The following is a 23,255-nucleotide window of genomic DNA, read 5'->3' on the forward strand; positions in this document are numbered from 1 at the left end:
GCTGTCGAACTTTAGTGAGGCTGCGAAGGCGGTGGGACTGTTGGTAGAGGTGTTGGCTGAACCAGCGCTTTCGCGGGAAAGCCCGCTCCCACAGGTGATCGGCGGTGCTGGGCTGTCAGTGTTCGGCTGGAGGTCGCCCAGACACTGCCAATCTCCTGTGGGAGCTGTCGAACTATAGTGAGGCTGCGAAGGCGGTGGGACTGTTGGTTCCAGGGCATGATCAGTTACCTCCTGATCATGCGTATTAACCTGTAAACCATGTCCCCGGTTAGATATGTAAACGATGTCCCCGGTTTGTACCGGGGCAAGCCCGCTCACTACTCAAACCTACGCGCCGCCACCGCACCCAACACCCCGCCCACCATCGGCGCCAGCCAGAACAGCCATAACTGCGCGATGTACTCACCCCCCGCAAACAGCGCCGGCCCGGTGCTGCGTGCCGGGTTCACCGAGGTGTTGGTCACCGGGATCAGCACCAAGTGAATCAGGGTCAGTGCCAAGCCAATCGCAATCGGTGCAAACCCAGGCACCGCGCCCGGAGCGGTCACGCGCATGATGATGAACACAAAGAAGAACGTGGCGATCAATTCAGCCAGCAGCGCGGATTTCATATCGAATTGGCCTGGGCTCAAGGGTCCGTAGCCGTTGGCGGCAAAACCACCCGCGGCAAAGCCTGGCTGCCCGTTGGCAATCAGGTACAACGCTGCAGCCGCAACGATCGCCGCGCTGACTTGCGCGGCGAGGTACGGCAACACGTCCACGCCAGCCACCCGCCGACCGGCCCACAAGCCAACCGTCACCGCCGGGTTGAAGTGCCCGCCCGAGATGCCGCCCACCGCATAGGCCATGGTCAGCACCGTGAGGCCGAACGCCAGGGATACGCCGACAAATCCAATGCCCAACTCCGGAAAGGCCGCCGCCAGGATGGCGCTGCCACAGCCGCCAAAGGTCAGCCAGAAAGTACCGAGAAACTCTGCGGTCAAACGCTTTTGCACAATCGACTCCATTGCTGTTCACGTGCCGCCACCACAGGACGTGGGCGGTCCTGGGTGACGGTAGCAATGGGTCTTGAGGCGCCCTATAAGACTTGTCCGGTTTTAGCCGTGTGGCACACCCTGCCCAAACCGCCGAATCGCCAGGCAATACCCAACCAACGCCAGCGCCGCCAACAACCCGCCCGCCGCGCCGATCCAGGCGAAGCCGAACTGGCTACCGACCCAACTGCCCATCAGGGCGCCGCCGCCGATGCCGATGTTGTAGATGCCGGAGAACATCGCCATGGCCACGTCGGTGGCGTCCGGTGCGAGGACCAGGACCTTGGACTGCATCGCCAGGCCAAAGCCCATGATCGCCATGCCCCAGAAGATGCTCAGGCCGACGAGGTAGGATTCAGCACCGCTCAACGGCAGCATCAGCGCCAGGCACGCAGCGAGGATGGACACTGCGCCGACCACGAACAGGTGCGGGTTGAGGCGGTGCACCAGGCTGAACAACAGCGAGCCGATGATGCCCGCACCACCGAAGACCAGCAGGATCAGGGTCACTGCACTGCCGCTCATGCCGGCCACGCCTTCGACGAAGGGCTCGATGTAGCTGTAGGCGGTGAATTGCGCGGTCACCGTCAGCGCGGTGAGCACGTAGAGCGCCACCAGCGCGGGGCGTTTGAACAACAGCGGCAGGCTGCGCAGCGAGCCGGAGTTCTGGCTTGGCAACAGCGGCAAGGTGCGCGCCAGCCAGAACACCAGGGCCGCGGCGAACGCGCCGATCACCAGGAAAGTGGTGCGCCAGCCCATGGCTTCGCCGAGCAGGCGACCCAGCGGAATCCCCAATACCATGGCCAAGGAGGTGCCAGTGGCCAACAGGCCGAGGGCCTGCACCTGCTTGCCTTCCGGCGCCAGGCGCACGGCGAGCGACGCGGTGATCGACCAGAACAATGCATGGGACAAAGCGATGCCAACGCGACTGACCATCAACAGGCCAAAGCTGGTGGCGACGCTGGACAGCACATGACTGGCGATAAACAGGCCGAACAGCACGATCAGCAGCTTGCGCCGTTCGACGTTGCGGGTCAGCAGCATCACCGGCAGCGACGTCAGCGACACGATCCATGCGTAGATGGTCAGCATCAGGCCGACGCTGGACACCGGCATGTCAAAGCTGGCGCCGATGGCGCTGAGCAACCCGACGGGCACGAATTCGGTGGTGTTGAACACAAAGGCGGCCAACGCGAGGGCGAAGACCGGTTGCCAGTTGGCTTGGGGAGTTGCAGCTGAATGGCTCATTGAAGGGCGCGGTACTCGGACGATGATCAGACGGCCACCCAGGACAAGCGCCGCCGCCGGGCATTCTATAGGTTTCTGGCCCGGCTGTTGGCGCTGTTCCTAATCAAAAATCCATCAATTTCGTCATGGCGCGGTCATGGTGACCACGTAGAGCCCGGACTGAATCGGCTTTCCAGCGGCGTCGACCAGCTCATACCGTTGGTCGTAATAACGCCCGTCGCCGCTGTCGCTCACCAACTTGACGTTGGCTGGCGCATTGCCCAGCGCCTTGACGCTGCCGACCGAACGCACATCAAACCCGCTGCCGCGACTGGCCTGCGGACAGCCCCTCAACTCCAGCGTCCGGCCGCCCACCGCAGCCGACTCACAACCCGGCATGACCACACTGCCGGAAAACCGGATGACACCGGAGGGTGCAGCCATGCTCACCCCCGTCCACATTGCAAGAAAGCCGGTGAGCACTGACAAACGCATAACGTTGTTCATGACGACATTCCTTCTTGGGTTGTTAACAAGAATGTCGTCTGGCCCCGAATTTACTTGAGGCTACTCGTCAGCAGCTGAAGGAAAAATTACGGGTCCACCTGCCCCATCAACTCCGGAATCGACTCCGGCCGATTCGCATAGCGCTGCGCCAACGCCGCACACACCATCAGCTGGATCTGGTGAAACAGCATCAACGGCAGGATCAGCACGCCCATGCTCGCCCCGGCGAACAACACCTGGGCCATCGGCACCCCGGTCGCCAGGCTTTTCTTCGAGCCGCAGAACAAGATGGTGATGCGGTCTTCCTGGTTGAAGCCAAAGGCCTTGGCCAGCACCGTCGAGGCCACCAGCACCAGGGCCAGCAACACGCAGCACGCCACCACCAGGCCGCCGAGTTCCCACAGCGGGATCTGGTGCCAGATCCCCTCATTGACCGCTTCGCTGAACGCGCCGTAGACCACCAGCAGGATCGAACCCTGATCGACGAATTTCAGCCAGGCCTTGTTGCGCCCCACCCACGCGCCAATCCAGCGGCGGGCGATCTGCCCGGCGATAAACGGCAGCAGCAGTTGCACGCTGATTTTCACAATGGCGTCGAGGGTGCTGCTGCCTTCGCCGTGCACATTGAGCAGCAGCGTCACCAGCAACGGCGTGAGGAAAATCCCAAACAGGCTGGACGCCGCCGCGCTGCAAATCGCCGCCGGGATATTGCCCCGCGCCAGGGAAGTAAAGGCAATCGCCGACTGCACCGTGGCCGGCAGCGCGCAGAGGTAAAGCATGCCCATGTACAGCTCGTTGCCGATCAGCGGCGACAGCAGCGGTTTGAGCGCCAGGCCCAGCAGCGGGAACAGCACAAAGGTCAGGCTGAACACCAGTAAGTGCAGGCGCCAATGCCCGGCCCCGGCAATGATCGCCTGGTTCGACAGCTTGGCGCCGTGCAGGAAAAACAGCAGCGCGATGGCCAGGTTGGTCACCCAACCAAACGCCACGGCGGTCTGGCCGCTGGCGGGCAGCAATGAGGCGAGGATCACCGTGGCGATCAGGGTCAGGGTGAAGTTGTCAGGGAGAAAACGCGGACGAGTCATAAGTAGGTCTTCCGGGGGTTGCCAAGAGCGTCTGGGCGACTCTAACGTAACGGCTTGTTACCGACTAACGCCAATGAGCCAACAAATGCCGCCTAAAGGACAGGACAAAACCGTTCGCCGCAGTGTGCCCGGGCTCGCCAGCCTGCCGCGGCCGGTGTACGGGCGCACCGAATCGCTGCCCAACCGTGCGCTGACCCGCCGCCACAGTCACCCGTGGGTGCAGTTGTCCTATGCGATTGCCGGGGTGCTGGAGATCCAGACCAGCGTCGGCCGCTTCGTCGCCCCGCCGCAGCGCGCGGTATGGATTCCGGCGGGCATGCCGCACCGCGTGTTCAGTTCGCCGCGCACGGAAATGCGCAGCCTCTACCTGGACTGCCGCGTCACCGCCTGGGCGGATGCGCGTTGCCATGTGCTGGAGGTCAGCAGCCTGCTGCGCGAATTGATCCGCAGCTTCAGCGAACTGCCGGTGGAATATGCCGAGGACGGCCCGGACGGGCGCCTGGCCCAGGTGGTGCTGGACCAACTGGCGGCAGCGCCGCAGGTGGATTTGATGCTGCCGCTGCCACTGGACCCGCGTTTGCGCCAGATCTACCGCAGCCTGAACCTGCACCCGGAACAGCAGACCACCCTGGGGGACTGGAGCCGCAAGTTGGCCGTGAGTGAAAAGACCCTGAGCCGGTTGTTCCTGAGCGATACCGGGCTGACGTTCCGCGCCTGGCGCCAGCGCCTGCGCTTGCTGACCGCCCTGCCCGCCCTGGAACGCGGCGAGCGGGTCACGGATGTGGCGCTGGGGTGTGGGTATGAGTCGACGTCGGCGTTTATCAATGCGTTTCGCCAGCAGTTTGATGCGACGCCCGGCGAGTTTTTCCGCTGAAACCCTCGACGCATCAGATACAGGAGACCCAGTCTGGGAGCGGGCTTGTGTGGGAGCGGGCTTGCTCGCGAAGACGGTGTATCAGACCCAAACATGTTGACTGACCCACCGCATTCGCGAGCAAGCCCGCTCCCACATTTTGATTGAGGTAGGCCCGCTAGATAGCGGACTTGGCCAGGATGGCCTGGAGCAGCACATCCGCTCCCGCCGTCGACCACTCTGGCGAAATCTCCTCCGCTTCGTTATGGCTCAAGCCATCCACACAAGGCACAAAGATCATCGCCGTCGGCGCCACCTGGTTCAGGTAGCAGGCATCATGCCCGGCCCCGGAGATCATCGGCCGATGGCTGTACCCCAGTCGCTCAGCCGATGCCCGCACCACTTCGACGCAATCAGCATCAAACGCAATCGGTGCGTATTGGAAAATTTGCTTCACGCTGTGCTGCAAACCAATCCCGTCGGCGATCTGTGCCACCGCATCACGCAACTGCTGATCCTGGCGCGCCAATACCGCTTCATCCGGGTGGCGGAATTCCACGCTGAAAAACACCCGCCCCGGCACCACGTTGCGCGAGTTGGGGAAGATGTTGGCCATGCCCACCGTGGCACGCCCTTCAGCGCCCTGCTCCAGGCCCAAGCCGTTGACCGCCTCGACCACGCGGGCAAAGCCGAGCAAGGCGTCCAGGCGATGGTCCATCGGCGTAGTGCCGGCGTGGGCGCTGCGGCCGTTCAGCTCAACTTCATACCAACGCTGGCCCTGGGCACCGGTGACGACGCCGATGGTGATGCCTTGCGCTTCAAGGATCGGGCCTTGTTCGATGTGCAGTTCAAACGCCGCATGCACCGCCTGGCCACCTACAGGTTCGGGGCCGGCGTAGCCGATCTGCTGCAAGGCCTGGCCGATGCTCACGCCGTTTTTGTCGGCACGGGACAGGCCGTATTCCAGGTCAAACACGCCCGCGTAAACGCCGGACGAAATCATGGCCGGGGCGAAACGCGAGCCCTCTTCGTTGGTCCAGTTGACCACTTCAATCGGCCGCTCGGTCTCGATACCCAGGTCATTTAAGGTTCGCAGCACTTCCAGCCCGGCGAGCACGCCGTAGATGCCGTCGTACTTGCCGCCGAAGGGTTGCGAGTCGCCATGGGAGCCGGTCAGCACTGGGGCCAGATGATTCTGGCGCCCGGCGCGGCGGGCGAAGATGTTGCCCATGGCGTCCACACGGATGCTGCACCCGGCGGCCGTGCACCACTGCACGAACAGGTCGCGACCGCGGCGGTCTTCATCGGTCAGCGCCAGGCGCGAGACGCCGCCCTTTTCGGTGGCGCCGATTTGCGCCATATCCATCAGCGAGTCCCACAGACGCTTGCCGTTCACCCGCGCCAGGTTACTCATGGGGCTTGGCCCGGTAGCGGAAGTCGCAGCGGTGATCGCCGCCCATGATGGTCTGGGTGCGGGTCAGTTCGATGTCCGGGTTGTAGCCGACGATAAACAGCTCGTCGCGATTGCACGACAACAGGTGGCCGATTTCGCCCAGGCCCATTTCGGTGTACATCTCGGCGTAGCGGCAGCGCTTGACGTCGTAGTCATAGCGCTCGGCGTCGCTGGCGATGATCTCGACTTTCAGCGCGTCGTCCTTTTCCCAGAGCACTTGCAGCTCGACGAAGCTCTTGAGGTCAGCCTGCTGTTCCAGCGCGGCAAAATGCTTGCCCGCCTGGATCGCCGCATTGCCCACGGCTTCGCCGATCACGGCGGCGGCAAAGTCCTTGCCCTGCTCGCGCTTCAAGATCTCGTAGATCGGCTTGATGATTTCGGCCTCGATCCGCCGCCGGGCGAGGATGCCCAGTTCACCTTCCAGTTTGCTCATTGTCCACCTCCAAAAAACCTAAACCTGTAGTGAGCGGGCTTGCCCCGCGCTGGGGGGCGAAGCCGCCCCAAAACGGTCCGCCGCGGTGTATCAGGAAGACCGCGGTGCCTGGGTTTGGGGCGGCTTCGCCACCCAGCGCGGGCAAGCCCGCTCACTACATAAGCTCGTGCCCGCCCAGTGGGTTACTGGCCGCCCGCCACGCTGACCGGCTGCCATTGGTTGGCCTTGACCTGGTACACGGTGAACGACGGTTTTTTCAAGTTGCCTTTGGCATCAAACGCGAGGGTGCCGGTCACGCCTGGGTAGCTGATGGCGCGCAGCACCGGCAGGTATTTCTGCGGGTCGACCGAATCGGCTTTCTCGATAGCCGCCACCAGCACGCCAACGCCGTCGTAGGCAAACGGCGCATGCAGTTCGATGTTGGCCTTGTAGCGCTCTTTGTAGGCCTGCTCGAACGCCTTGCCACCGGGCATCTGCGCAATCGCCAGGCCCGGCTCCAAGGCAATCACGCCCTCGCCTTCGTTCTGCGCCAGTTCCAGGAAGGTCTGGCTGACAAAGCCACCGGCCCCCATCAACGGCGCCTTGATCCCCAGTTGCTTGATGCGACGGGCCAGCGGTGCAGCCTGGGAGTCGACGCCACCGAAGAAGATCAGGTCCGGATTCTGGCTGCGGATGTTGGTGAGCACGGCGCTGAAGTCGATGGTCTTGTCATCCACGTATTCGCGGCCGACGACTTTGCCGCCGCCGGCTTCGATGGCTTTGACGAACTGGTCCGCCAGGCCCTGGCCGAACGCAGTGCGGTCGTCGATCACGGCGATGCGCTTGGCCTTGAGCGTGTGCAGCGCATAGTCGCCAGCGACCTGACCGCCGTCATCGTCATGGCCCATGATCCGAAAGCTGGTATCAAAACCCTGCTGGGTGTACGCGTGACCGGTCGCGACCGGCGCCACCTGGGCGATCCCGGCATCGTGGTACACCCGCGCCGCCGGGATGCTGGTGCCGGTGTTCCAGTGACCGACCACGCCGACCACGCCTTCATCCACCAGGCGCTGGGCCACGGTGACGGCGGTGCGTGGGTCGGACTGGTCATCTTCGGAGACCAGCTTGAAGGTCACAGCCTCCCCGTTGATTGTCGGGTGCTTGGCGTTGGCCTGGTCGATGGCCAGTCTGGCGCCGTTTTCCAGGTCCTTGCCGATGCGGGCCGACGGGCCGGTGAGTGGGCCTGCCAGGCCGATCAGCACGGTCTGGTCGGCCTGGGCCACGGCGCTGGCGAGGCTGCTCAGGGCCAGGCCGATCAATGCGGTTTTGTTCAAAGTGTTCATCTGGGGTTCCTGCTTCTTTTCGGGCGGGTCGGAACACGCCGGGCGTCCGGTAGCGTCATGGGGGTGTGGTTATTCGCCGAGGTACGCACTGCGCACCTCGGGGTGTTCGAGCAAATCCCGGGACGGGCCGCTGAGGCTGATGCGGCCGGTGTCCATCACGTAGGCGCGGTCGGTGACTTGCAGGGCCAGCCGCGCGTTTTGTTCGACCAGCAACAGGGTCATGCCCTGGCGACATACGTCGTCGATCACCTGGAAGATCTTCTCGACCATGATCGGTGCCAGGCCCATCGACGGCTCATCGAGGACCAACAAACGCGGGCGCGACAACAGCGCACGGGCCAGGGCGAGCATCTGTTGCTCGCCGCCGGACAGCAGGCCGGCAGATTGGTGCAGGCGTTCTTCCAGGCGCGGGAAGTGCCCAAACAGCTCGCGTATTTCGCGCTGCACTTGCGCGTGATCGCGGCGCAGAAAGGCACCGGCCTGGAGGTTTTCCAGCACGCTCATGCGCGCGAAAATCCCGCGCCCTTCCGGGACCATGGCGATGCCTTGGCGCAGCAGTTGCTCGGGCGCCTGGCCAAGGACCGATCGCCCGGCAAAGCGGATCTCGCCCTTTGCCGCCGGCAGCAGGCCGGTCAACGCCTTGAGGCTTGAGGTTTTGCCCGCCCCATTGGCGCCGATCAGCGTGACGCGCTCGCCTTCGTGGATATGCAGGTCGAGGGCTTTGACCGCTTCGATAGCGCCGTAGCGAACCTGCAAACCCTCGACTTTCAATAAGGCTTCAGACATGGGCGCTGGCTCCGAGATAAGCCTGGATGACCGCCGGGTGCTGACGGACTTCAGCGGGCGGTCCGACGGCGATGACCTGACCATAATCGAGCACGCTGATGCGGTCGCAGACGCCCATCACCAGCTTCACGTCGTGTTCGATCAACAGCAGCGTGTGGCCGTCGTCGCGGATTTTTTCCAGCAGGCCTCGCAGTTGTACTTTCTCACTGGCGTTCATGCCCGCCGCCGGTTCATCCAGAGCCAACAGGCGTGGCTCGGTGGCCAGGGCGCGGGCGATTTCCAGGCGTCGTTGATGGCCGTAGCTGAGGCTGTCGGCGCGGTAGTTGGCAAACCCGGCGAGGCCCACATAGGCCAGCAAACGATGAGCATGGGCGCGTGTTTGCGCCTCTTCGTCGCGGGCGCTGCGGTGTTGACTCAAGGCCGCCCACAAGCCATTGCGGGTGCGCACATGGCGACCGACCATGACGTTTTCCAGGGCGCTCATCGCATTGAACAGGCGGATATTCTGAAAGGTGCGCGCAATGCCGGCCTCGGCCACCTGATGCACACTGGTGGGCTGGTACTCCCGGCCTTCGAGCTGGAAGCGCCCGGAGTCCGGGGTATACAGCCCCGTCATCACGTTGAAAAAGGTGGTCTTGCCCGCGCCATTCGGGCCGATCAATCCGTAGATCTCGCCGGGCTGGATACTCAGGCTCACGTCGGTCAGCGCCATCACGCCGCCGAAGTGTTTGTTGACCTTGTCGATCTGCAACAGCGGTGCGTTCATCGTGCCACTCCTTTGGGCCACAATCCGGCGGGTCGGTACAGCATCGCGAGAATCAGCGCCAGGCCGTAGAACAGCTGGCGGATGATCTCCGGGTCCACCAGCACCTGGCCGAACAGCGCCTGTTGCAGCGGCCCCATGCTGGCGCGCAAGGCTTCGGGCAAGGCGGCGAGCAGTACGCAGCCAAGAATCACGCCCGGGATATGCCCCATGCCGCCCAGCACCACCATCGCCAGCACGGCGATGGACTCGTTGAGGGTGAAAGACTCGGGCGAAACAAAGCCCTGGAACGACGCAAACAACGCCCCGCTCACCCCGCCAAACGCGGCGCCAATCGCAAACGCCAGCAGTTTGAGGCGCACGGTGTTGATGCCCATGGCCTGGGCCGCGTCTTCGTCTTCACGGATCGCTACCCAGGCGCGGCCGATGCGCGAATGCTCCAGGCGGATGCAGGCGAACAGGATCAGCAGCACCAGCGCCGCAAACAGGTAGTAATAGAGATACACCGAAGGCAGGCGCAGGCCGAACAGTTCCTGGGTGCGGCCCAGGTTGACGCCGAGCAGGTTGACCGGGTCGACCTGGGCGATGCCCTTGGGCCCATTGGTGATGTTTACCGGGCGATCCAGGTTGCGCAGCAGGATGCGGATGATTTCGCCGAAACCCAGGGTGACGATGGCCAGGTAGTCGCCGCGCAGGCGCAAGGTCGGCGCGCCCAATACCACGCCGCACCCGGCGGCGAGCAACGCGCCCAACGGCAGGATCAGCCAGATCGAGGTGTGCATGCCCGCCGGCAACCACGCCGCCAGCGCGGGAAACTGTTGCAGCAGATGGGGCGACGAGAGCAGCGCGGCGAGGTAGGCGCCCACCGCGTAGAACGCGATGAAGCCCATGTCCAGCAGCCCGGCGTAACCGACCACGATGTTCAACCCGAGGGCGAGCATGATGTACAGCAGGGCAAAATCCAGGGTGCGCACCCAGGTGTTGCCGCCGGCGTGGCCGACGATCCACGGCGCCAGCACCAGGGCCACGGCGAACAGCAGCAGGCCGAGGCTCGCGCGCTGGTTGGGGGTCAGGGAGTTGATCATGCGCGGCTCGCCAAACGTTCACCCAACAACCCGGAAGGACGCAATACCAGCACCGCGATCAACACGATGAAGGCGAACACATCCTGGTAATTACTGCCAAACACGCCGTTGGTGGCCGCGCCCAGATAGCCGGTACCGAGGGCTTCGATCAACCCCAGCAGCAAGCCGCCCAGCATGGCGCCCTTGAGGTTGCCGATGCCACCCAGCACCGCAGCGGTGAAGGCCTTGATGCCCGGCAAGAAGCCCATGTAGAAATGCGCGCTGCCGTAGTTGCTGGCCATCATGATCCCGGCGAGCGCTGCCAATGCGCCGCCGATGGCAAAGGTGATGACGATCACGCGATTGGGGCTGATGCCCATCAGGCTGGCGACTTGCGGGTTCTCTGCCACGGCGCGCATGGCGCGACCGAAGCGCGTGCGCTCCACCAGCACCAGCAGCGCGGCCATCACTGACAGGGCGATGGCAATCGTCGTCAGCGCCGTGACGTTGGTGATCGCCGGATGCGCGCAGGCGCCGGGCAACACTTCAATCGGCTCCAGCGGCAACAGTTGCGGGAACATCTGCGGGTTGCGGGTCCACACCAGCATGGCGATGGTTTGCAGCAGCAACGACACACCGATACCGCTGATCAACGGCGCCAGACGTGGGGCATGGCGCAAGCGACGGTAGGCGACACGTTCGATCACCACCGCGAGAACTGCGCAAAACGCCATGGCGACGACAGTGGCGCCGAGCAGCACCAGCACTGGCGGCAAAGCGGGCCAGGTCGCCTGCAACAAGCGGATTACCGACAGGCCCACCAGCGCGCCGATCATCAACACATCGCCATGGGCAAAGTTGATGATGCGCAAGATGCCGTAGACCATGGTGTAACCCAGGGCCACCAGCGCGTAGAGACTGCCCGTAATCAAACCATTGAGCAGTTGTTGGATAAACCCATCCATGAAAACCGTCGACCTCAGTGCGTACAGGGGCGGCACACTAAGCATCTATTCTGTTTTTATCAAATAACAGAAAGTCATATGGTTATATCAAGCTTAAAACAGGCTATTTATGCCGAAAATACGGCGCTTATGGCTCTTTATTTGTGGATTTAGCTGGTATTTAATTCAACACATGAATAAATCAGAACAGTTAGCCAATGACCCTCCCCTGCGCGCCGTGCGCACGTTCGAAGCCTTTGCCCGTCATGGCGGGGTGAATGCCGCCGCGCGCGAGCTGGACGTTTCCGCCTCGGCCATCAGCCATCAACTGCACTTGCTGGAAGACTTCCTGCAGCAGCCGCTGACCTTGCGTCAAGGCCGCAACCTGGTGCTTACCGACGAAGGCCGCGAGTACTACCGCGCCATCCGTTCGGCGTTTGCGGTGCTGCGCAGTGCCACCGAACATGTGCGCGAAAAAAGCGCCACGCGCCAGGTGACCATCAGCCTGATCCCACTGTTTGGCATCAACCTGTTTATCCCGCGTTTGGCGAGTTTCCTGAAGGACCACCCGGCACTGGACATCAACGTGACCTATGCCAACCACCGCAGCTACCCGAGTGACGCGGCCGACCTGTCGATCCGTTTCGGCACCGGGCACTGGCCGGGCTATCACAGTGAGCCGCTGATTTCTGGCGCGGTCACGCCCTATTGCAGCCGCGCCTTCCTGGCGCAACACGGGCCGATCGACACGCCCGCGGCGCTGAGTGAACTGCCGCTGCTGCACGACGAAGAGCGCGGCACCTGGGGCCAATGGTTCGAGGCCGCCGAGGTGGATGCCACGGCGTTGAATGGGTTGTTGCTGGAAGACGGCCAACTGGCGCTGACCGCCACCCTCACCGGCCTGGGCTGCGCACTGCTGCGCGAGCCGCTGGTGGCACCGCTGGTGGCCAGTGGCGAGCTGGTGAAACTGTTTGAACTGGAAGTGAATGATGGCCGCCAGTACTACCTGTGTCGGCGGGCCAACAGTGAGTTGTCGAGCGAGGGCAATGACTTGTATGACTGGATCAAGCGCAGCTTGGTTGCCGCCTGAGCCGTGTGAAGATCCGCATCTTGAATTGAGCCAGTGCTGAATTTAGCTGCTATTGTGCCGCGCTCTGAAAAACCGCCGAACCTGCGAGGAAATGCACGTTGAACACTGACGAAAAAATGACCGGGGACCTGTTCGAGGTGGATAAGCGCCTGTCACTCAAACCCGTGGTGGACTTCAACAGCTACCTGCGCACAGCGTTCGGCGACGGCCCGTGCACCTGCATCCGCTGCACCGCCAGCCAGGGCGATGAAAGCGGCTATGCGTTCCAGCACACCTTTACCTTTGACGGCAAACCCACCCACCGTCGCTTCGCCACCACCTCGGGCAGCGATGTGTTGCAGGTGTTGAAGAAGGCGTGGTTGTCGTACACCAAGGCTGAGTTGCCACTCAGTGGCGTACTGGCACTGGAGACGGTGAAGGAGTTTGTCGAGCCGCAATTGCACAAGCGTCTGGTGCCGCTGTTTTTGGCTAGCGAGCTGGTCAAGGAAGTGGACGGTGAGTTGCACATCCAGTTGCAGGACTGAACAACCTGAATAATCTCGCAGGGGGTTGGCGAATGCGCTGACAGCGGCGCAGCCCCTCGCCAACAACCAAAATCTGTAGTGAGCGGGCTCGCCCCGCGCTGGGGGGCGAAGCCGCCCTAAAACCAGACACCTCGGTCTTTCTGATACACCGCGGCGCCTGGATTTGGGGCGGCTTCGCCACCCAGCGCGGGGCGAGCCCGCTCACTACAAGTTGTTACTTACGGGCGGCCTCCCATTGTTTGAGCAGGTCGCCGTAGGCCACGGTCTCGCCTTTGGGTTTCTCGTTGGCCAGTTTCGGCTTCGGTGCACCCGGCTGGTCGAACCAGTATTGCGCGTCACGCTCGGGGTTCATTTTCGGGCCGCACGTCGTTTGCACCTTGGAACGCTCCAGGCGCGTCATGATTGCGTCTTGCTCCTTGGCCAGGTTATCCAGCGCCTGTTGCGGGGTCTTCTCGCCGCTGGCGGCGGCGGCGATGTTGCTCCACCACAGCTGCGCCAGACGCGGGTAGTCGGGCACGTTGGTGCCGGTTGGCGACCACTGTAGTCGAGCCGGACTGCGGTAGAACTCCACCAGGCCACCCAGCTTCGGCGCCAGGTCGGTCATGGCCTGGGAGTTGATGTCGGACTCTCGGATCGGCGTCAGGCCGACGATGGTTTTCTTCAGCGAGACGGTTTTTGAGGTCACGAACTGCGCGTAGAGCCAGGCCGCAAGCTTTTGCTTCTCTGGAGTGGACTTCATGAAGGTCCAGGAGCCTACGTCCTGATAGCCCTTCTTCATACCTTCTTCCCAGTAAGGCCCGACCGGCGACGGCGCCATGCGCCATTTCGGCGTGCCGTCGGCATTCACCACTGGCAGGCCCGGCTTGACCATATCGGCGGTAAACGCGGTGTACCAGAAGATCTGCTGGGCAATATTGCCCTGGGACGGCACCGGGCCGGATTCGGAGAAGGTCATACCCGCTGCTTCCGGTGGCGCATAGGCCTTCATCCAATCCACGTATTTCTGCGTGGCGAATACGGCGGCCGGGCCGTTGGTGTCGCCGCCACGGGTGACACTGGAGCCCACCGGATGGCAGTCCTCGACGCGAATGCCCCACTCGTCCACCGGCAGGCCGTTGGGCAAGCCTTTGTCGCCGCCACCGGCCATGGAGAACCAGGCATCGGTGAAGCGCCAGCCCAGGGACGGGTCTTTCTTGCCGTAGTCCATGTGCCCATACACGCGCTTGCCGTCGATCTCCTTGACGTCTTCGCTGAAGAATTTGGCGATGTCTTCGTAGGCCGACCAGTTGACCGGCACGCCGAGGTCATAACCGTACTTTTCCTTGAACTTGGCTTTGAGGTCCGCACGTTCGAACCAGTCGGCGCGGAACCAGTATAGGTTGGCGAACTGCTGGTCAGGCAGTTGGTAGAGCTTGCCGTCCGGCGCGGTGGTGAAGGACAGGCCGATAAAGTCCTTCAGGTCCAGCGTCGGCGAAGTGAAGTCCTTGCCTTCGTTGGCCATCAGATCGGTGATGGATTCCGTCTTGCCATAGCGAAAGTGCGTACCGATCAAGTCGGAATCGTTGACCCAGCCGTCATAGATGTTCTTGTCGGACTGCATCTGGGTTTGCAGCTTCTCCACCACGTCGCCTTCCTGCAGCAGGTCGTGGGTCAGCTTGATCCCGGTGATTTCACTGAAGGCCTTGGCCAGGACCTTGGACTCGTACTCGTGGGTGGTGAGGGTTTCCGACACCACGTTGATCTTCATCCCACGGAACGGTTCGGCCGCCTTGATAAACCACTTGAGTTCCGCCAGCTGCTGCTCGGCCGTGAGGGTGGATGGTTTGAACTCGCTGCCGATCCATTTTTTCGCGGCATCTTCGTACGCATCGGCCCAGGCCGAAGCGCTCAAACCGCTGAGGGCCAAGACGGCGGCCAATGAAATGCTATGTCGCAGCTTATTGTTTTTATCGAACATAGAGACCTCCTGGTTGTTTATTCATAAGGGCACTAGCCCCAACGCATCACGCTCAACAGCCACACCAGGGACAGCGCAGTCGCCACCCAGATGCTCCAGCCGGTGACGCCGATTACCAGCAAATGCAGGTAGGCGCTGCCGAGAAGACCGATAAACAGGCGATCACCACGGGTGGTGCTGATCGGTAAAAAACCGCGCCGGGGGATACTCGGCGAACGCAGTTCCCAGGTGGTCATGCCCGCCAGAATCAGGGCAATGCCGCCGAAGAACAGTGCAGTGGGGGTGGTCCAGGCCATCCATTCCATCATCGACTCCTCAGACCCGGCCCAGGGCAAAGCCCTTAGCCACGTGGTTGCGAACAAACCAGATCACCAGCATGCCGGGCAGGATCGTCAACACCCCCGCCGCTGCCAGTACGCCCCAATCGATGCCCGATGCCGAGACCGTACGGGTCATCACCGCCGCAATGGGCTTGGCGTTGACCGAGGTCAGAGTGCGCGCCAGCAGTAGCTCGACCCAGGAAAACATAAAGCAGAAAAATGCCGTCACGCCGATGCCCGAGCCGATCAGCGGGATAAAGATCTTCACGAAAAACTTGGGAAACGAGTAGCCGTCGATGTAGGCGGTTTCGTCGATCTCCTTGGGTACGCCGGACATGAACCCCTCAAGAATCCACACCGCCAGCGGCACGTTGAACAAACAGTGAGCCAGTGCCACGGCGATGTGGGTGTCAAACAAACCGATCGACGAATACAGCTGGAAGAACGGCAGTAAAAACACCGCCGGCGGCGCCATACGGTTGGTCAGCAGCCAAAAGAACAGGTGCTTGTCGCCGAGGAAGCGATAGCGCGAAAAAGCGTAGGCCGCCGGTAGTGCCACCGTAAGAGAAATCACCGTGTTCAGGCTGACGTAGTACAGCGAATTGAGGTAGCCGGTGTACCAACTCGGGTCGGTGAAGATCACCTTGTAGTTGGCCAGGGTGAAGTCCTGCGGAAACAGCGTGAGCCCGCCGAGGATTTCGGTGTTGCTCTTGAAGGACATGTTCAGCAGCCAATAGATCGGCACCAACAGGAACAGGATGTAGATCAGCAGCGGGATAACCTTGCGCTTGCTCATGTCTGCGGCCTCAGCGGTTGGCGTCGGAGTGGGTCATGGCGGTGTAGAACAGCCAGGACACCAACAGGATGATCAGGAAGTACACCAGGGAAAACGCTGCCGCCGGCCCCAGGTCGAATTGACCTACGGCCATCTGGGTCAGCGTCTGGCTGAGGAAGGTAGTGGCATTCCCCGGTCCACCGCCGGTCAGTACGAACGGCTCGGTGTAGATCATGAAGCTGTCCATAAAGCGCAGCATCACCGCGATCAACAGCACGCTTTTCATCTTCGGCAACTGGATATGTCGGAACACCGCCCAGGCGGATGCACGATCGATCCGTGCGGCCTGGTAGTACACATCCGGAATGGCCCGAAGCCCCGAGTAGCAGAGCAGCGCCACCAACGAGGTCCAGTGCCATACGTCCATGACCAGCACAGTGACCCAGGCGTCTGCCGTGTTGGCCGCGTAGTTGTAGCTGATGCCCAGCGCGTTGAGGCTGTAACCCAGTAAACCGATGTCGGCGCGACCGAAAATCTGCCAGATGGTGCCCACCACATTCCATGGGATCAGCAACGGAATCGCGAGGATGATCAGCACCAGTGACGACCAGCGGCCCTTGGTCGGCATGGTCAAGGCGATGGCGATACCCAGAGGGATTTCGATCAACAGCACGCAGGCCGAGTAGATGAACTGGCGCAACAGTGAGTCGTGCAGGCGCGGGTCAAGCAGCACCTGCTTGTACCAATCGGCACCGACGAAGTAGCGGCTGGATTGGTCGAAGATGTCCTGCACCGAGTAGTTGACCACGGTCATCATCGGGATCACCGCACTGAACGCCACCAGCAGGAACACCGGCAACACCAGCCACCAGGCCTTGTTGTTCTGCACCTTGTTCATGGCTGCACCTCCAGCAGGTAATCGTCGGCGTAGAGCATCAGCCATTGCGCGGGGAAGCTGATGCAGGCCTGGCCTTGCGGCACCGGTTTGTCTTCGGCCAGGCGGACCTTCAACAGCGCGCCGTCGAGGTTGAGGGTGATGATCTTGTAGGTGCCGAGGTCTTCCAGATGAGTGACATCGGCGTGCAGGGCGTCAGGGTTGTACTCATCCCATACGTGGATAAATTCCGGGCGGATACCGACCTGGAGTTTTTTGTAAGGCGTGTCGTTGATGCGCTGTTGAAGCGCCTCGGACAACGGCAGATGGGTACCAGCAAAACGCACCCCGCCCGCCTCGGCCTGCACCTCGATCAGATTCATCCCAGGGCTGCCGATGAAATAGCCGACAAAGGTGTGGCTGGGGCGCTCGAACAGTTCACGCGGCGTACCGAACTGCACGATCTGCCCGCCGTACATCACCGCGATCTTGTCGGCAAAGGTCGAGGCTTCCAACTGGTCGTGGGTCACGTAGACCATGGTGATATTGAACTGCTCGTGGATCTGCTTGAGCTTGCGCCGCAGCTTCCACTTGAGGTGCGGGTCGATCACCGTCAACGGTTCATCGAACAGGATCGCCGACACGTCGTCACGCACCAGGCCACGGCCCATGGAGACTTTCTGCTTTTCGTCGGCGGTGAGGTTGCGCGCCTTTTTCGTCAGCAGGTTTTGCAGGTCGAGGACTTCGGCAATTTCCTGCACCTTGCTGTGAATTTTCGCTTCGGCCATGCCCTGATTGCGCAGTGGGAACGCCAGGTTGTCGAACACGGTCATGGTGTCGTACACCACCGGGAACTGAAACACCTGGGCAATATTGCGTTTTTCCGGGGTGAGGTCGTTGACCACTTTGGTGTCGAACAGCACCTGGCCTTCGGAGGGGCTGAGCAGGCCGGAGATGATGTTGAGCAAGGTCGACTTGCCGCAACCCGACGGCCCGAGCAACGCGTAGGCACCGCCCTGCTCCCAGACGTGGTTCATTTCCCTAATTGCGTAGTCCTCAGGACCACTCGGCGTAGGACTGTAGCTGTGCGCCAGGTTCTGCAAATGGATCTCGGCCATCAGGCAACCCTCGCAACACGTCGCCCGGGAGCTTGGACCAAGCGGCCCTGGCTATCGAACACAAACAGTTTATGGGTGGGGATATACACGCGGATCGGTGCGTCGACGTCGTACTCATGCACCCCCGGCAGGTGCAGCACCAGTAGGAAATGTTCGCTGCGCACATGCAGAAAGGTTTCCGAGCCGCTGATCTCGGCGACTTCCACAGTCACCGCCAGCTCCAGGTCATCGTCGTTGCTCGGCACCAGGCTGATATGGCTGGGACGCACGCCAAAACGGAATTCGCCTTCACCGATGGGGCGCAAATCGACATTGAGCGGAAAGTGCACAAAATTCGCGAAGCTGACTTCGTTGCCGCTGATCCGTCCCGGCATCAGGTTGATCGGCGGTTCGGAAAACAGCTCGGCAGCCAGCACGCTCTGGGGTTGGTGATAGACCTCGGCGGCCTTGCCGCTCTGAATCACCCGACCTTCGTGAAGGATGGTGGTGGTGCCACCCAGCGCCAGGGCTTCGTTGGGTTCGGTGGTGGCGTAGATGGCGATGGTATGGCGCGCCTTGAACAGCTCGCGCATTTCCTGACGCAGCTCTTCGCGCAGTTTGTAGTCCAGATTCACCAGCGGCTCATCGAACAGGATCAACTCGGCGTCTTTCACCAAGGCCCGGGCCATGGCCGTGCGCTGCTGCTGGCCGCCGGACAATTCCAGCGGGTGGCGCTGCAGGAATTTCTCGATGCGCAGCATCTTGGCGGTTTCCAGCACCTTGCTCTGGATCAGCTCGTTGGCCATCCCGGCCTGGCGCAAGGGCGAGGCGATGTTTTCGAACACGGTCATGGTCGGGTAGTTGATGAACTGCTGATACACCATCGACACGTTGCGCAGGCGCACCGGCTTGTGGGTGACATCCACGCCGTTCATCAGAATGCGGCCGCTGTCGGGCTTGTCCAGGCCGGCCATCAGGCGCATCAGGCTGGTCTTGCCGGACAGGGTGCGGCCGAGCAACACGTTGAAGGAACCGGCTTCGAAACGCAGGGTGGCGTCGTCGATCCAGGTTTGGCCTTCAACGACGCGGGAGACATGTTCCAGGGTCAATGACATGACACGACCTTTTTTATTATTGGAATGAATCTGGCCATTCGTCAGAGCGAGTTTCGTGCCAAAACTGCAAGTGCTTGATGTATGAGGAAATGGCTTGAACGGGATGTTCGGGAGTGAACAATCCGACTGAACAACTGAACAGTTCGGGGGTTGACAATGAACAGTTCTGAACAACACTCTCTTGGCCATCGACACCGCCAACATGTGGGAGCGGGCTGCGCAAGGCTGTATAAAAATAACAATAAAAGAAGGTCACACCATGGCCGAACCCTTGGCTCACGACACCCTTATCCAGGAATCCTGGCGCCGTTGCCGCGCATTCGGCCTGGACCATCAAAGCGCCCCCAGCTTTGATCAACTGCCCGCCGCAGGCATCAGCCAACTGCTCGAAAGCCAACATTCCCTGGTGCAGACCACCCACCAGGAAGTGTTGCCGTACTACGAAAACATCCTGAGCAATTCCAACTGCCTGATCATGCTGGCCGACAACCAGGGCCAGGTGCTGACCTCGTGGGGCACCCAGCGGTTCATCGAGCCGAAACTGGCCCGCGGCTTCAACCCTGGCGCCAGCTGGCAGGAGCGTTCCAGCGGCACCAATGCCATCGGCACCGCGCTGGCCTGTGCCCAGGCGGTGCATATCGAGCACGACGAACACTTCCTCAAGGCCAACCGCTTCATGACCGGTTCGGCGGCGCCGATTTTCGATGCGCAGCGCGAGATCATTGCGGTGCTGGATGTGTCCAGCGACAGCTACCTGCCGCCCTCCCACACCTTGGGCATGGTCAAGATGATGAGCCAGACCGTAGAAAACCGGCTGATCCTCAACCTGTTTCGCGGTGAACACTTCCAACTGACCTTCAACACCGGCCTGAACAACCTCGACAGCCAATGGGCCGGCCTGCTGATCTTTGATGACAGCGGCCAGGTGCTCTCGGCCAACCGCCGTGCAGACAACCTGCTGGGCATCAGCTTGTCGCGGGTGATGATCGACCGTTTGTTCAAGGTGTCGCTGCTGGAGTTGTTGAACCAGCCGGAAGGCTTGCCGTTTTCGTTGCAGGCGGCGGGACGCAATCGGTTCCAGTGCCTGTTGAAACGCCCCAAGCAGATGCCGGTGCAGGCGCGAGTATTCACACAACCCGCAGCGCCAAAGCCGGCAGCGGTTGGCCTGAAAACCTTGCACTTCGGCGACCTGCGCGTGGAGAAGGCCGTACGCCAGGCCGAGCGGTTGCTGGAGAAGGACATTCCGCTGCTGATCCACGGCGAAACCGGCGTGGGCAAAGAGGTGTTCGTCAAAGCCCTGCACCAGGCCAGTTCCCGCAGCCAGCAGGCGTTTATCGCGGTGAACTGTGCGGCCATTCCGGCTGAGCTGGTGGAATCGGAACTGTTCGGCTACGAAAAAGGCGCGTTCACCGGGGCCAATCAGAAAGGCAGCATTGGCCTGATCCGCAAGGCCGACAAGGGCACGTTGTTTCTTGACGAGATCGGCGATATGCCGCTGCCGACCCAGGCGCGTTTACTAAGGGTATTGCAGGAACGTTGTGTGCAACCAGTCGGTAGTAGCGAGCTGTTCCCGGTGGATTTGCGCATTATCTCGGCCACCAACCGCGCCCTGCGCGAATGGGTGCAGGCCGGGCGTTTTCGTGAGGATTTGTACTACCGCATTGGTGGCCTGACCCTGGAGTTGCCGCCCTTGCGCGAGCGCACCGATAAGCAGGCGCTGTTCCAGCAACTGTGGCAACAACACCGCGAGCCGACCCAATGGGCCGGGCTGAGCGCCGAGGTGCTGGCACTGTTTGAGCAGCATCCGTGGCCGGGGAATTTGCGCCAGGTGAGCAGCGTGTTGCAGGTCGCGCTGGCGATGGCCGAAGAGCAGCCGATTCGCGCGGAACACCTGCCGGATGATTTTTTTGTCGACCTGAACGTGACGCCGCCGCTGCCCGCCAATGAGTTTCTGGATGACAACATCGACCTGAACCAGCGCTTGAAGGCGCTCGGCGGGAACATTTCCCACCTTGCGCGGGAACTCGGCGTCAGCCGCAACACCCTGTACAAACGCCTGCGCCAGAACGAACCCTAGCGCGGCTTGACCACCACCAGCAGGTCGGTGAAGTACTCCACCTGGATCGGCAGGTTATCCGCCAGTGCCGCGAGCGCCGCCGCCGTGTCATCCAGTTTGAACACCCCGGACACCCGCAGGTTGCGCAGGGCCTCGGGATCGAAACGCAGCATCCCGTGGCGATAGCTGGCCAAGGTTTGCAGGACGTCGCCGAGGGGTTGGTCATTGACCTTGAGCAGGCCACGGGTCCAGGCGTCCGCATCGGCATTGCCGCTGGCTTGCGCAGGCTGCGCGTGACCGTGGTCAAGCACCGAACGCTGGCCGGCCATGACCTTGACGCTGTCGCGGCTGTCGCCCTGCACGGCCACGGTGGACTCGATCACCGTGACCACAGTCGTTCCGTCGGCCGCACGCTTGACCAGATAACGGGTGCCCAGTGCCGTCGCCGTGCCCTGGTCGGTGCGCACTACGAACGGTCGCTGCGCATCCTTGGCCACATCGACCCAGAGTTCGCCTTGCAGCAACTCGATCACTCGCTGGTGGCCGTCAAATTTCACGTCCACCGCCGAGTTGCTGTTGAGCTGCAGTTGGCTGCCATCATCGAGGGCGATCTGCCGGCGTTCGCCGACGCCGGTGCGCTGGTCAGCCATCCACACCGGCAGGTGTTGCAGGCCCAGCCAGGCGCAGAGCACCATGCCGAGCAAACCGACCGCCTGGGCGCCACGCCGGCGTTGGGGCGCAAACGCACGGTTGAGGGCGCGACGCGCAGGCTTTGCCGGCAAGGTGTCGAGGCTGCCCCACAGGCCGCGCATGCGCTCGATGGCGACGGCGTGGCGCGGGTCGGCGTCGCACCATGCGCGGAAGGCCTGGCGCTCGGCGTCGCTGACGTCTTCGTCGTGCAAGCGTGTCAGCCAATTCGCCGCTTGCTGGATGATGTGTTCGCAGTTCATTAGAGCGGGTCGGCCCCGTGCAGGCTGTGGTAACAGTGCACCAGGGCGCTGGAGATGTAGTTTTTGACGGTGCTGGAGGAAACTTCCAGGCGCGTGGCGATTTCACTGTAGGTGAGCCCGTCGAGGCGACTTAACAGAAAGGCCTCGCGAGCCTTGGCGGGCAAGCCGGCGAGCATCTCGGCGATGCGTTCCAGGGCTTGCAGCGCGACATGGATCGCCGCTGGGTCGGGCATGCCGGCGTCTTCGCACTGGACGGCGAGGGCCTCCATGTAGGCTTTTTCGATACGGCGACGACGGGCACTATCGATCAGCAAGCGCCCTGCCGTGGTCGCCAGGAACGCCCGGGGCTCCTTGATATGTTGCGGTTCGGCGAGCATGAGGACGCGGATAAACGCATCGTGAGCCAGGTCGGCGGCGTGTTGCGAGCAACCCAGCTTTTTGCGCAGCCAGCCGTGCAACCAGCCGTGATGCTCGCTGTACATTGCCGCAAGGGTCTGCTGACGGGCTGAACCGTCCAGCGTGGCCGGAATGTCATGCATGCGCAAAAGAGTCTCAAATGGGAAATATTACCAATTGCGCAAACAATGCCAGTAAAACGAAGTAGGAGCAAGAACCACTGAGCAGCACCTATCACTGTTGACTGACGGACCGTCATCGCGGGCAAGCCCACAGTTGATTGATGTTGATGGGAAGTGAGTGTTCGGCTGGAGATCGCCCAGGCACTGCCAATCCCCTGTGGAAGCTGTCGAGCTTTAGCGAGGCTGCGAAGGCGGCGGTACTGTCGGTAGAGGTTTTGGCTGAACCACCGCTTTCGCGGGCAAGCCCGCTCCCACATTTGATTGGGGTTGCTGGTCTGTCAGTGTTTGGCTGGAGATCGCCCAGACACTGCCAATCCCCTGTGGGAGCTGTCGAGCCCTAGCGAGGCTGCGAAGGCGGCGGCACTGTTGGGAGAGGTGTTGGCTGAACCACCGCTTTCGCGGGCAAGCCCGCTCCCACATTTGAGCTGTGTTGCTGGGATGTCAGCGC

Annotated in this window: 23 protein-coding genes; 4 read left to right on the forward strand and 19 right to left on the reverse strand. The window is 62.0% G+C overall.

The annotated features are described in order from the left end of the window. Window positions 1-317: 317 nt before the first annotated feature. From aqpZ to OPU96_RS28450, 4 genes are all read right to left on the reverse strand, one after another. Complete coding sequence (gene aqpZ / locus OPU96_RS28435) at window positions 318-1,007, reverse strand: aquaporin Z (protein ID WP_498560159.1); 690 nt, start codon at window positions 1,005-1,007, stop codon at window positions 318-320. A 90-nt stretch (window positions 1,008-1,097) separates the two neighbouring features. Next, on the reverse strand, window positions 1,098-2,282 hold the full coding sequence (locus tag OPU96_RS28440; RefSeq protein WP_192296429.1) for a sugar transporter: 1,185 nt from the start codon (window positions 2,280-2,282) through the stop codon (window positions 1,098-1,100). 123 nt (window positions 2,283-2,405) lie between these two features. Next, window positions 2,406-2,768 carry a type 1 fimbrial protein gene (locus tag OPU96_RS28445; RefSeq protein ID WP_226456321.1) on the reverse strand — a complete coding sequence of 121 codons (363 nt, stop codon included), beginning with the start codon at window positions 2,766-2,768 and terminating at the stop codon, window positions 2,406-2,408. Between the two features lie 86 nt (window positions 2,769-2,854). Beyond that, window positions 2,855-3,853, reverse strand: coding sequence for a bile acid:sodium symporter family protein (locus OPU96_RS28450; protein ID WP_192296431.1), 999 nt, complete (start codon window positions 3,851-3,853; stop codon window positions 2,855-2,857). Window positions 3,854-3,938: 85 nt separating this feature from the next. On the opposite strand from OPU96_RS28450, the gene OPU96_RS28455 reads away from it, so the two are divergent. Continuing rightward, on the forward strand, window positions 3,939-4,727 hold the full coding sequence (locus tag OPU96_RS28455) for an AraC family transcriptional regulator (protein ID WP_192296432.1): 789 nt from the start codon (window positions 3,939-3,941) through the stop codon (window positions 4,725-4,727). A gap of 157 nt (window positions 4,728-4,884) precedes the next feature. Here the strand turns inward: OPU96_RS28455 and OPU96_RS28460 are convergent, their stop codons facing one another. From OPU96_RS28460 to OPU96_RS28490, 7 genes are all read right to left on the reverse strand, one after another. After that, window positions 4,885-6,120, reverse strand: coding sequence for a Zn-dependent hydrolase (locus OPU96_RS28460; RefSeq protein ID WP_498560160.1), 1,236 nt, complete (start codon window positions 6,118-6,120; stop codon window positions 4,885-4,887). Continuing rightward, window positions 6,113-6,592 carry an L-2-amino-thiazoline-4-carboxylic acid hydrolase gene (locus tag OPU96_RS28465; protein WP_192296434.1) on the reverse strand — a complete coding sequence of 160 codons (480 nt, stop codon included), beginning with the start codon at window positions 6,590-6,592 and terminating at the stop codon, window positions 6,113-6,115. Before OPU96_RS28465 ends, OPU96_RS28460 begins: the two co-directional genes overlap by 8 nt. Window positions 6,593-6,774: 182 nt before the next feature. Next, window positions 6,775-7,914, reverse strand: a complete 1,140-nt coding sequence (locus OPU96_RS28470) for a branched-chain amino acid ABC transporter substrate-binding protein (protein ID WP_498560161.1) — start codon at window positions 7,912-7,914, stop codon at window positions 6,775-6,777. A 69-nt stretch (window positions 7,915-7,983) separates the two neighbouring features. Beyond that, complete coding sequence (locus OPU96_RS28475) at window positions 7,984-8,700, reverse strand: ABC transporter ATP-binding protein (RefSeq protein ID WP_226456324.1); 717 nt, start codon at window positions 8,698-8,700, stop codon at window positions 7,984-7,986. Next, window positions 8,693-9,466, reverse strand: coding sequence for an ABC transporter ATP-binding protein (locus tag OPU96_RS28480; RefSeq protein WP_192296437.1), 774 nt, complete (start codon window positions 9,464-9,466; stop codon window positions 8,693-8,695). Before OPU96_RS28480 ends, OPU96_RS28475 begins: the two co-directional genes overlap by 8 nt. Next, on the reverse strand, window positions 9,463-10,548 hold the full coding sequence (locus OPU96_RS28485; RefSeq protein WP_226456326.1) for a branched-chain amino acid ABC transporter permease: 1,086 nt from the start codon (window positions 10,546-10,548) through the stop codon (window positions 9,463-9,465). Before OPU96_RS28485 ends, OPU96_RS28480 begins: the two co-directional genes overlap by 4 nt. Next, window positions 10,545-11,492: a branched-chain amino acid ABC transporter permease gene (locus tag OPU96_RS28490; RefSeq protein ID WP_498560162.1), complete on the reverse strand. Its 948-nt coding sequence runs from the start codon at window positions 11,490-11,492 to the stop codon at window positions 10,545-10,547. Before OPU96_RS28490 ends, OPU96_RS28485 begins: the two co-directional genes overlap by 4 nt. Window positions 11,493-11,664: 172 nt before the next feature. Here OPU96_RS28490 and OPU96_RS28495 point away from each other — a divergent pair, with 172 nt between their 5' ends. Together OPU96_RS28495 and OPU96_RS28500 are read left to right on the forward strand one after the other, a co-directional pair. Then, a complete protein-coding gene (locus tag OPU96_RS28495) occupies window positions 11,665-12,561 on the forward strand; it encodes a LysR substrate-binding domain-containing protein (RefSeq protein ID WP_498560163.1) in 897 nt (298 codons plus the stop codon). 98 nt (window positions 12,562-12,659) lie between these two features. After that, window positions 12,660-13,085 (forward strand): hypothetical protein, encoded by a 426-nt coding sequence (locus tag OPU96_RS28500; protein WP_192296441.1) that lies wholly within the window; start codon window positions 12,660-12,662, stop codon window positions 13,083-13,085. Window positions 13,086-13,299: 214 nt separating this feature from the next. Here the strand turns inward: OPU96_RS28500 and OPU96_RS28505 are convergent, their stop codons facing one another. Genes OPU96_RS28505 through OPU96_RS28530 form a run of 6 tightly spaced genes read right to left on the reverse strand, consistent with a single transcriptional unit; the run spans window position 13,300 to window position 19,223 of the window. After that, window positions 13,300-15,042, reverse strand: a complete 1,743-nt coding sequence (locus OPU96_RS28505; RefSeq protein ID WP_192296442.1) for an ABC transporter substrate-binding protein — start codon at window positions 15,040-15,042, stop codon at window positions 13,300-13,302. 32 nt (window positions 15,043-15,074) lie between these two features. Beyond that, window positions 15,075-15,347 (reverse strand): DUF2160 domain-containing protein, encoded by a 273-nt coding sequence (locus OPU96_RS28510; RefSeq protein WP_192296443.1) that lies wholly within the window; start codon window positions 15,345-15,347, stop codon window positions 15,075-15,077. A gap of 10 nt (window positions 15,348-15,357) precedes the next feature. Next, window positions 15,358-16,158 (reverse strand): carbohydrate ABC transporter permease, encoded by an 801-nt coding sequence (locus OPU96_RS28515; protein ID WP_017735079.1) that lies wholly within the window; start codon window positions 16,156-16,158, stop codon window positions 15,358-15,360. 10 nt (window positions 16,159-16,168) lie between these two features. Continuing rightward, a complete protein-coding gene (locus tag OPU96_RS28520; protein ID WP_017735078.1) occupies window positions 16,169-17,035 on the reverse strand; it encodes a carbohydrate ABC transporter permease in 867 nt (288 codons plus the stop codon). After that, on the reverse strand, window positions 17,032-18,129 hold the full coding sequence (locus tag OPU96_RS28525) for an ABC transporter ATP-binding protein (protein WP_498560164.1): 1,098 nt from the start codon (window positions 18,127-18,129) through the stop codon (window positions 17,032-17,034). Before OPU96_RS28525 ends, OPU96_RS28520 begins: the two co-directional genes overlap by 4 nt. After that, on the reverse strand, window positions 18,129-19,223 hold the full coding sequence (locus OPU96_RS28530; protein ID WP_226456330.1) for an ABC transporter ATP-binding protein: 1,095 nt from the start codon (window positions 19,221-19,223) through the stop codon (window positions 18,129-18,131). The genes OPU96_RS28525 and OPU96_RS28530 overlap by 1 nt, the downstream gene beginning before the upstream one ends. Before the next feature lie 259 nt (window positions 19,224-19,482). Between OPU96_RS28530 and OPU96_RS28535 the strand changes: the two genes are divergently transcribed. Beyond that, the gene (locus tag OPU96_RS28535) at window positions 19,483-21,300 is read left to right on the forward strand and encodes a sigma-54-dependent Fis family transcriptional regulator (protein WP_498560165.1); all 1,818 of its coding nucleotides are present in this window, start codon (window positions 19,483-19,485) and stop codon (window positions 21,298-21,300) included. Here the strand turns inward: OPU96_RS28535 and OPU96_RS28540 are convergent. Together OPU96_RS28540 and OPU96_RS28545 are read right to left on the reverse strand one after the other, a co-directional pair. Then, the gene (locus tag OPU96_RS28540; RefSeq protein WP_498560166.1) at window positions 21,297-22,229 is read right to left on the reverse strand and encodes a FecR family protein; all 933 of its coding nucleotides are present in this window, start codon (window positions 22,227-22,229) and stop codon (window positions 21,297-21,299) included. The genes OPU96_RS28535 and OPU96_RS28540 overlap by 4 nt on opposite strands. Beyond that, entirely contained in the window at window positions 22,229-22,768 is a 540-nt protein-coding gene (locus OPU96_RS28545; protein WP_226456333.1) for a sigma-70 family RNA polymerase sigma factor, read from the reverse strand. The genes OPU96_RS28540 and OPU96_RS28545 overlap by 1 nt, the downstream gene beginning before the upstream one ends. Window positions 22,769-23,255 lie beyond the last annotated feature (487 nt).

The sequence above is a fragment of the Pseudomonas sp. RP-B7 genome (genome assembly GCF_059803535.1).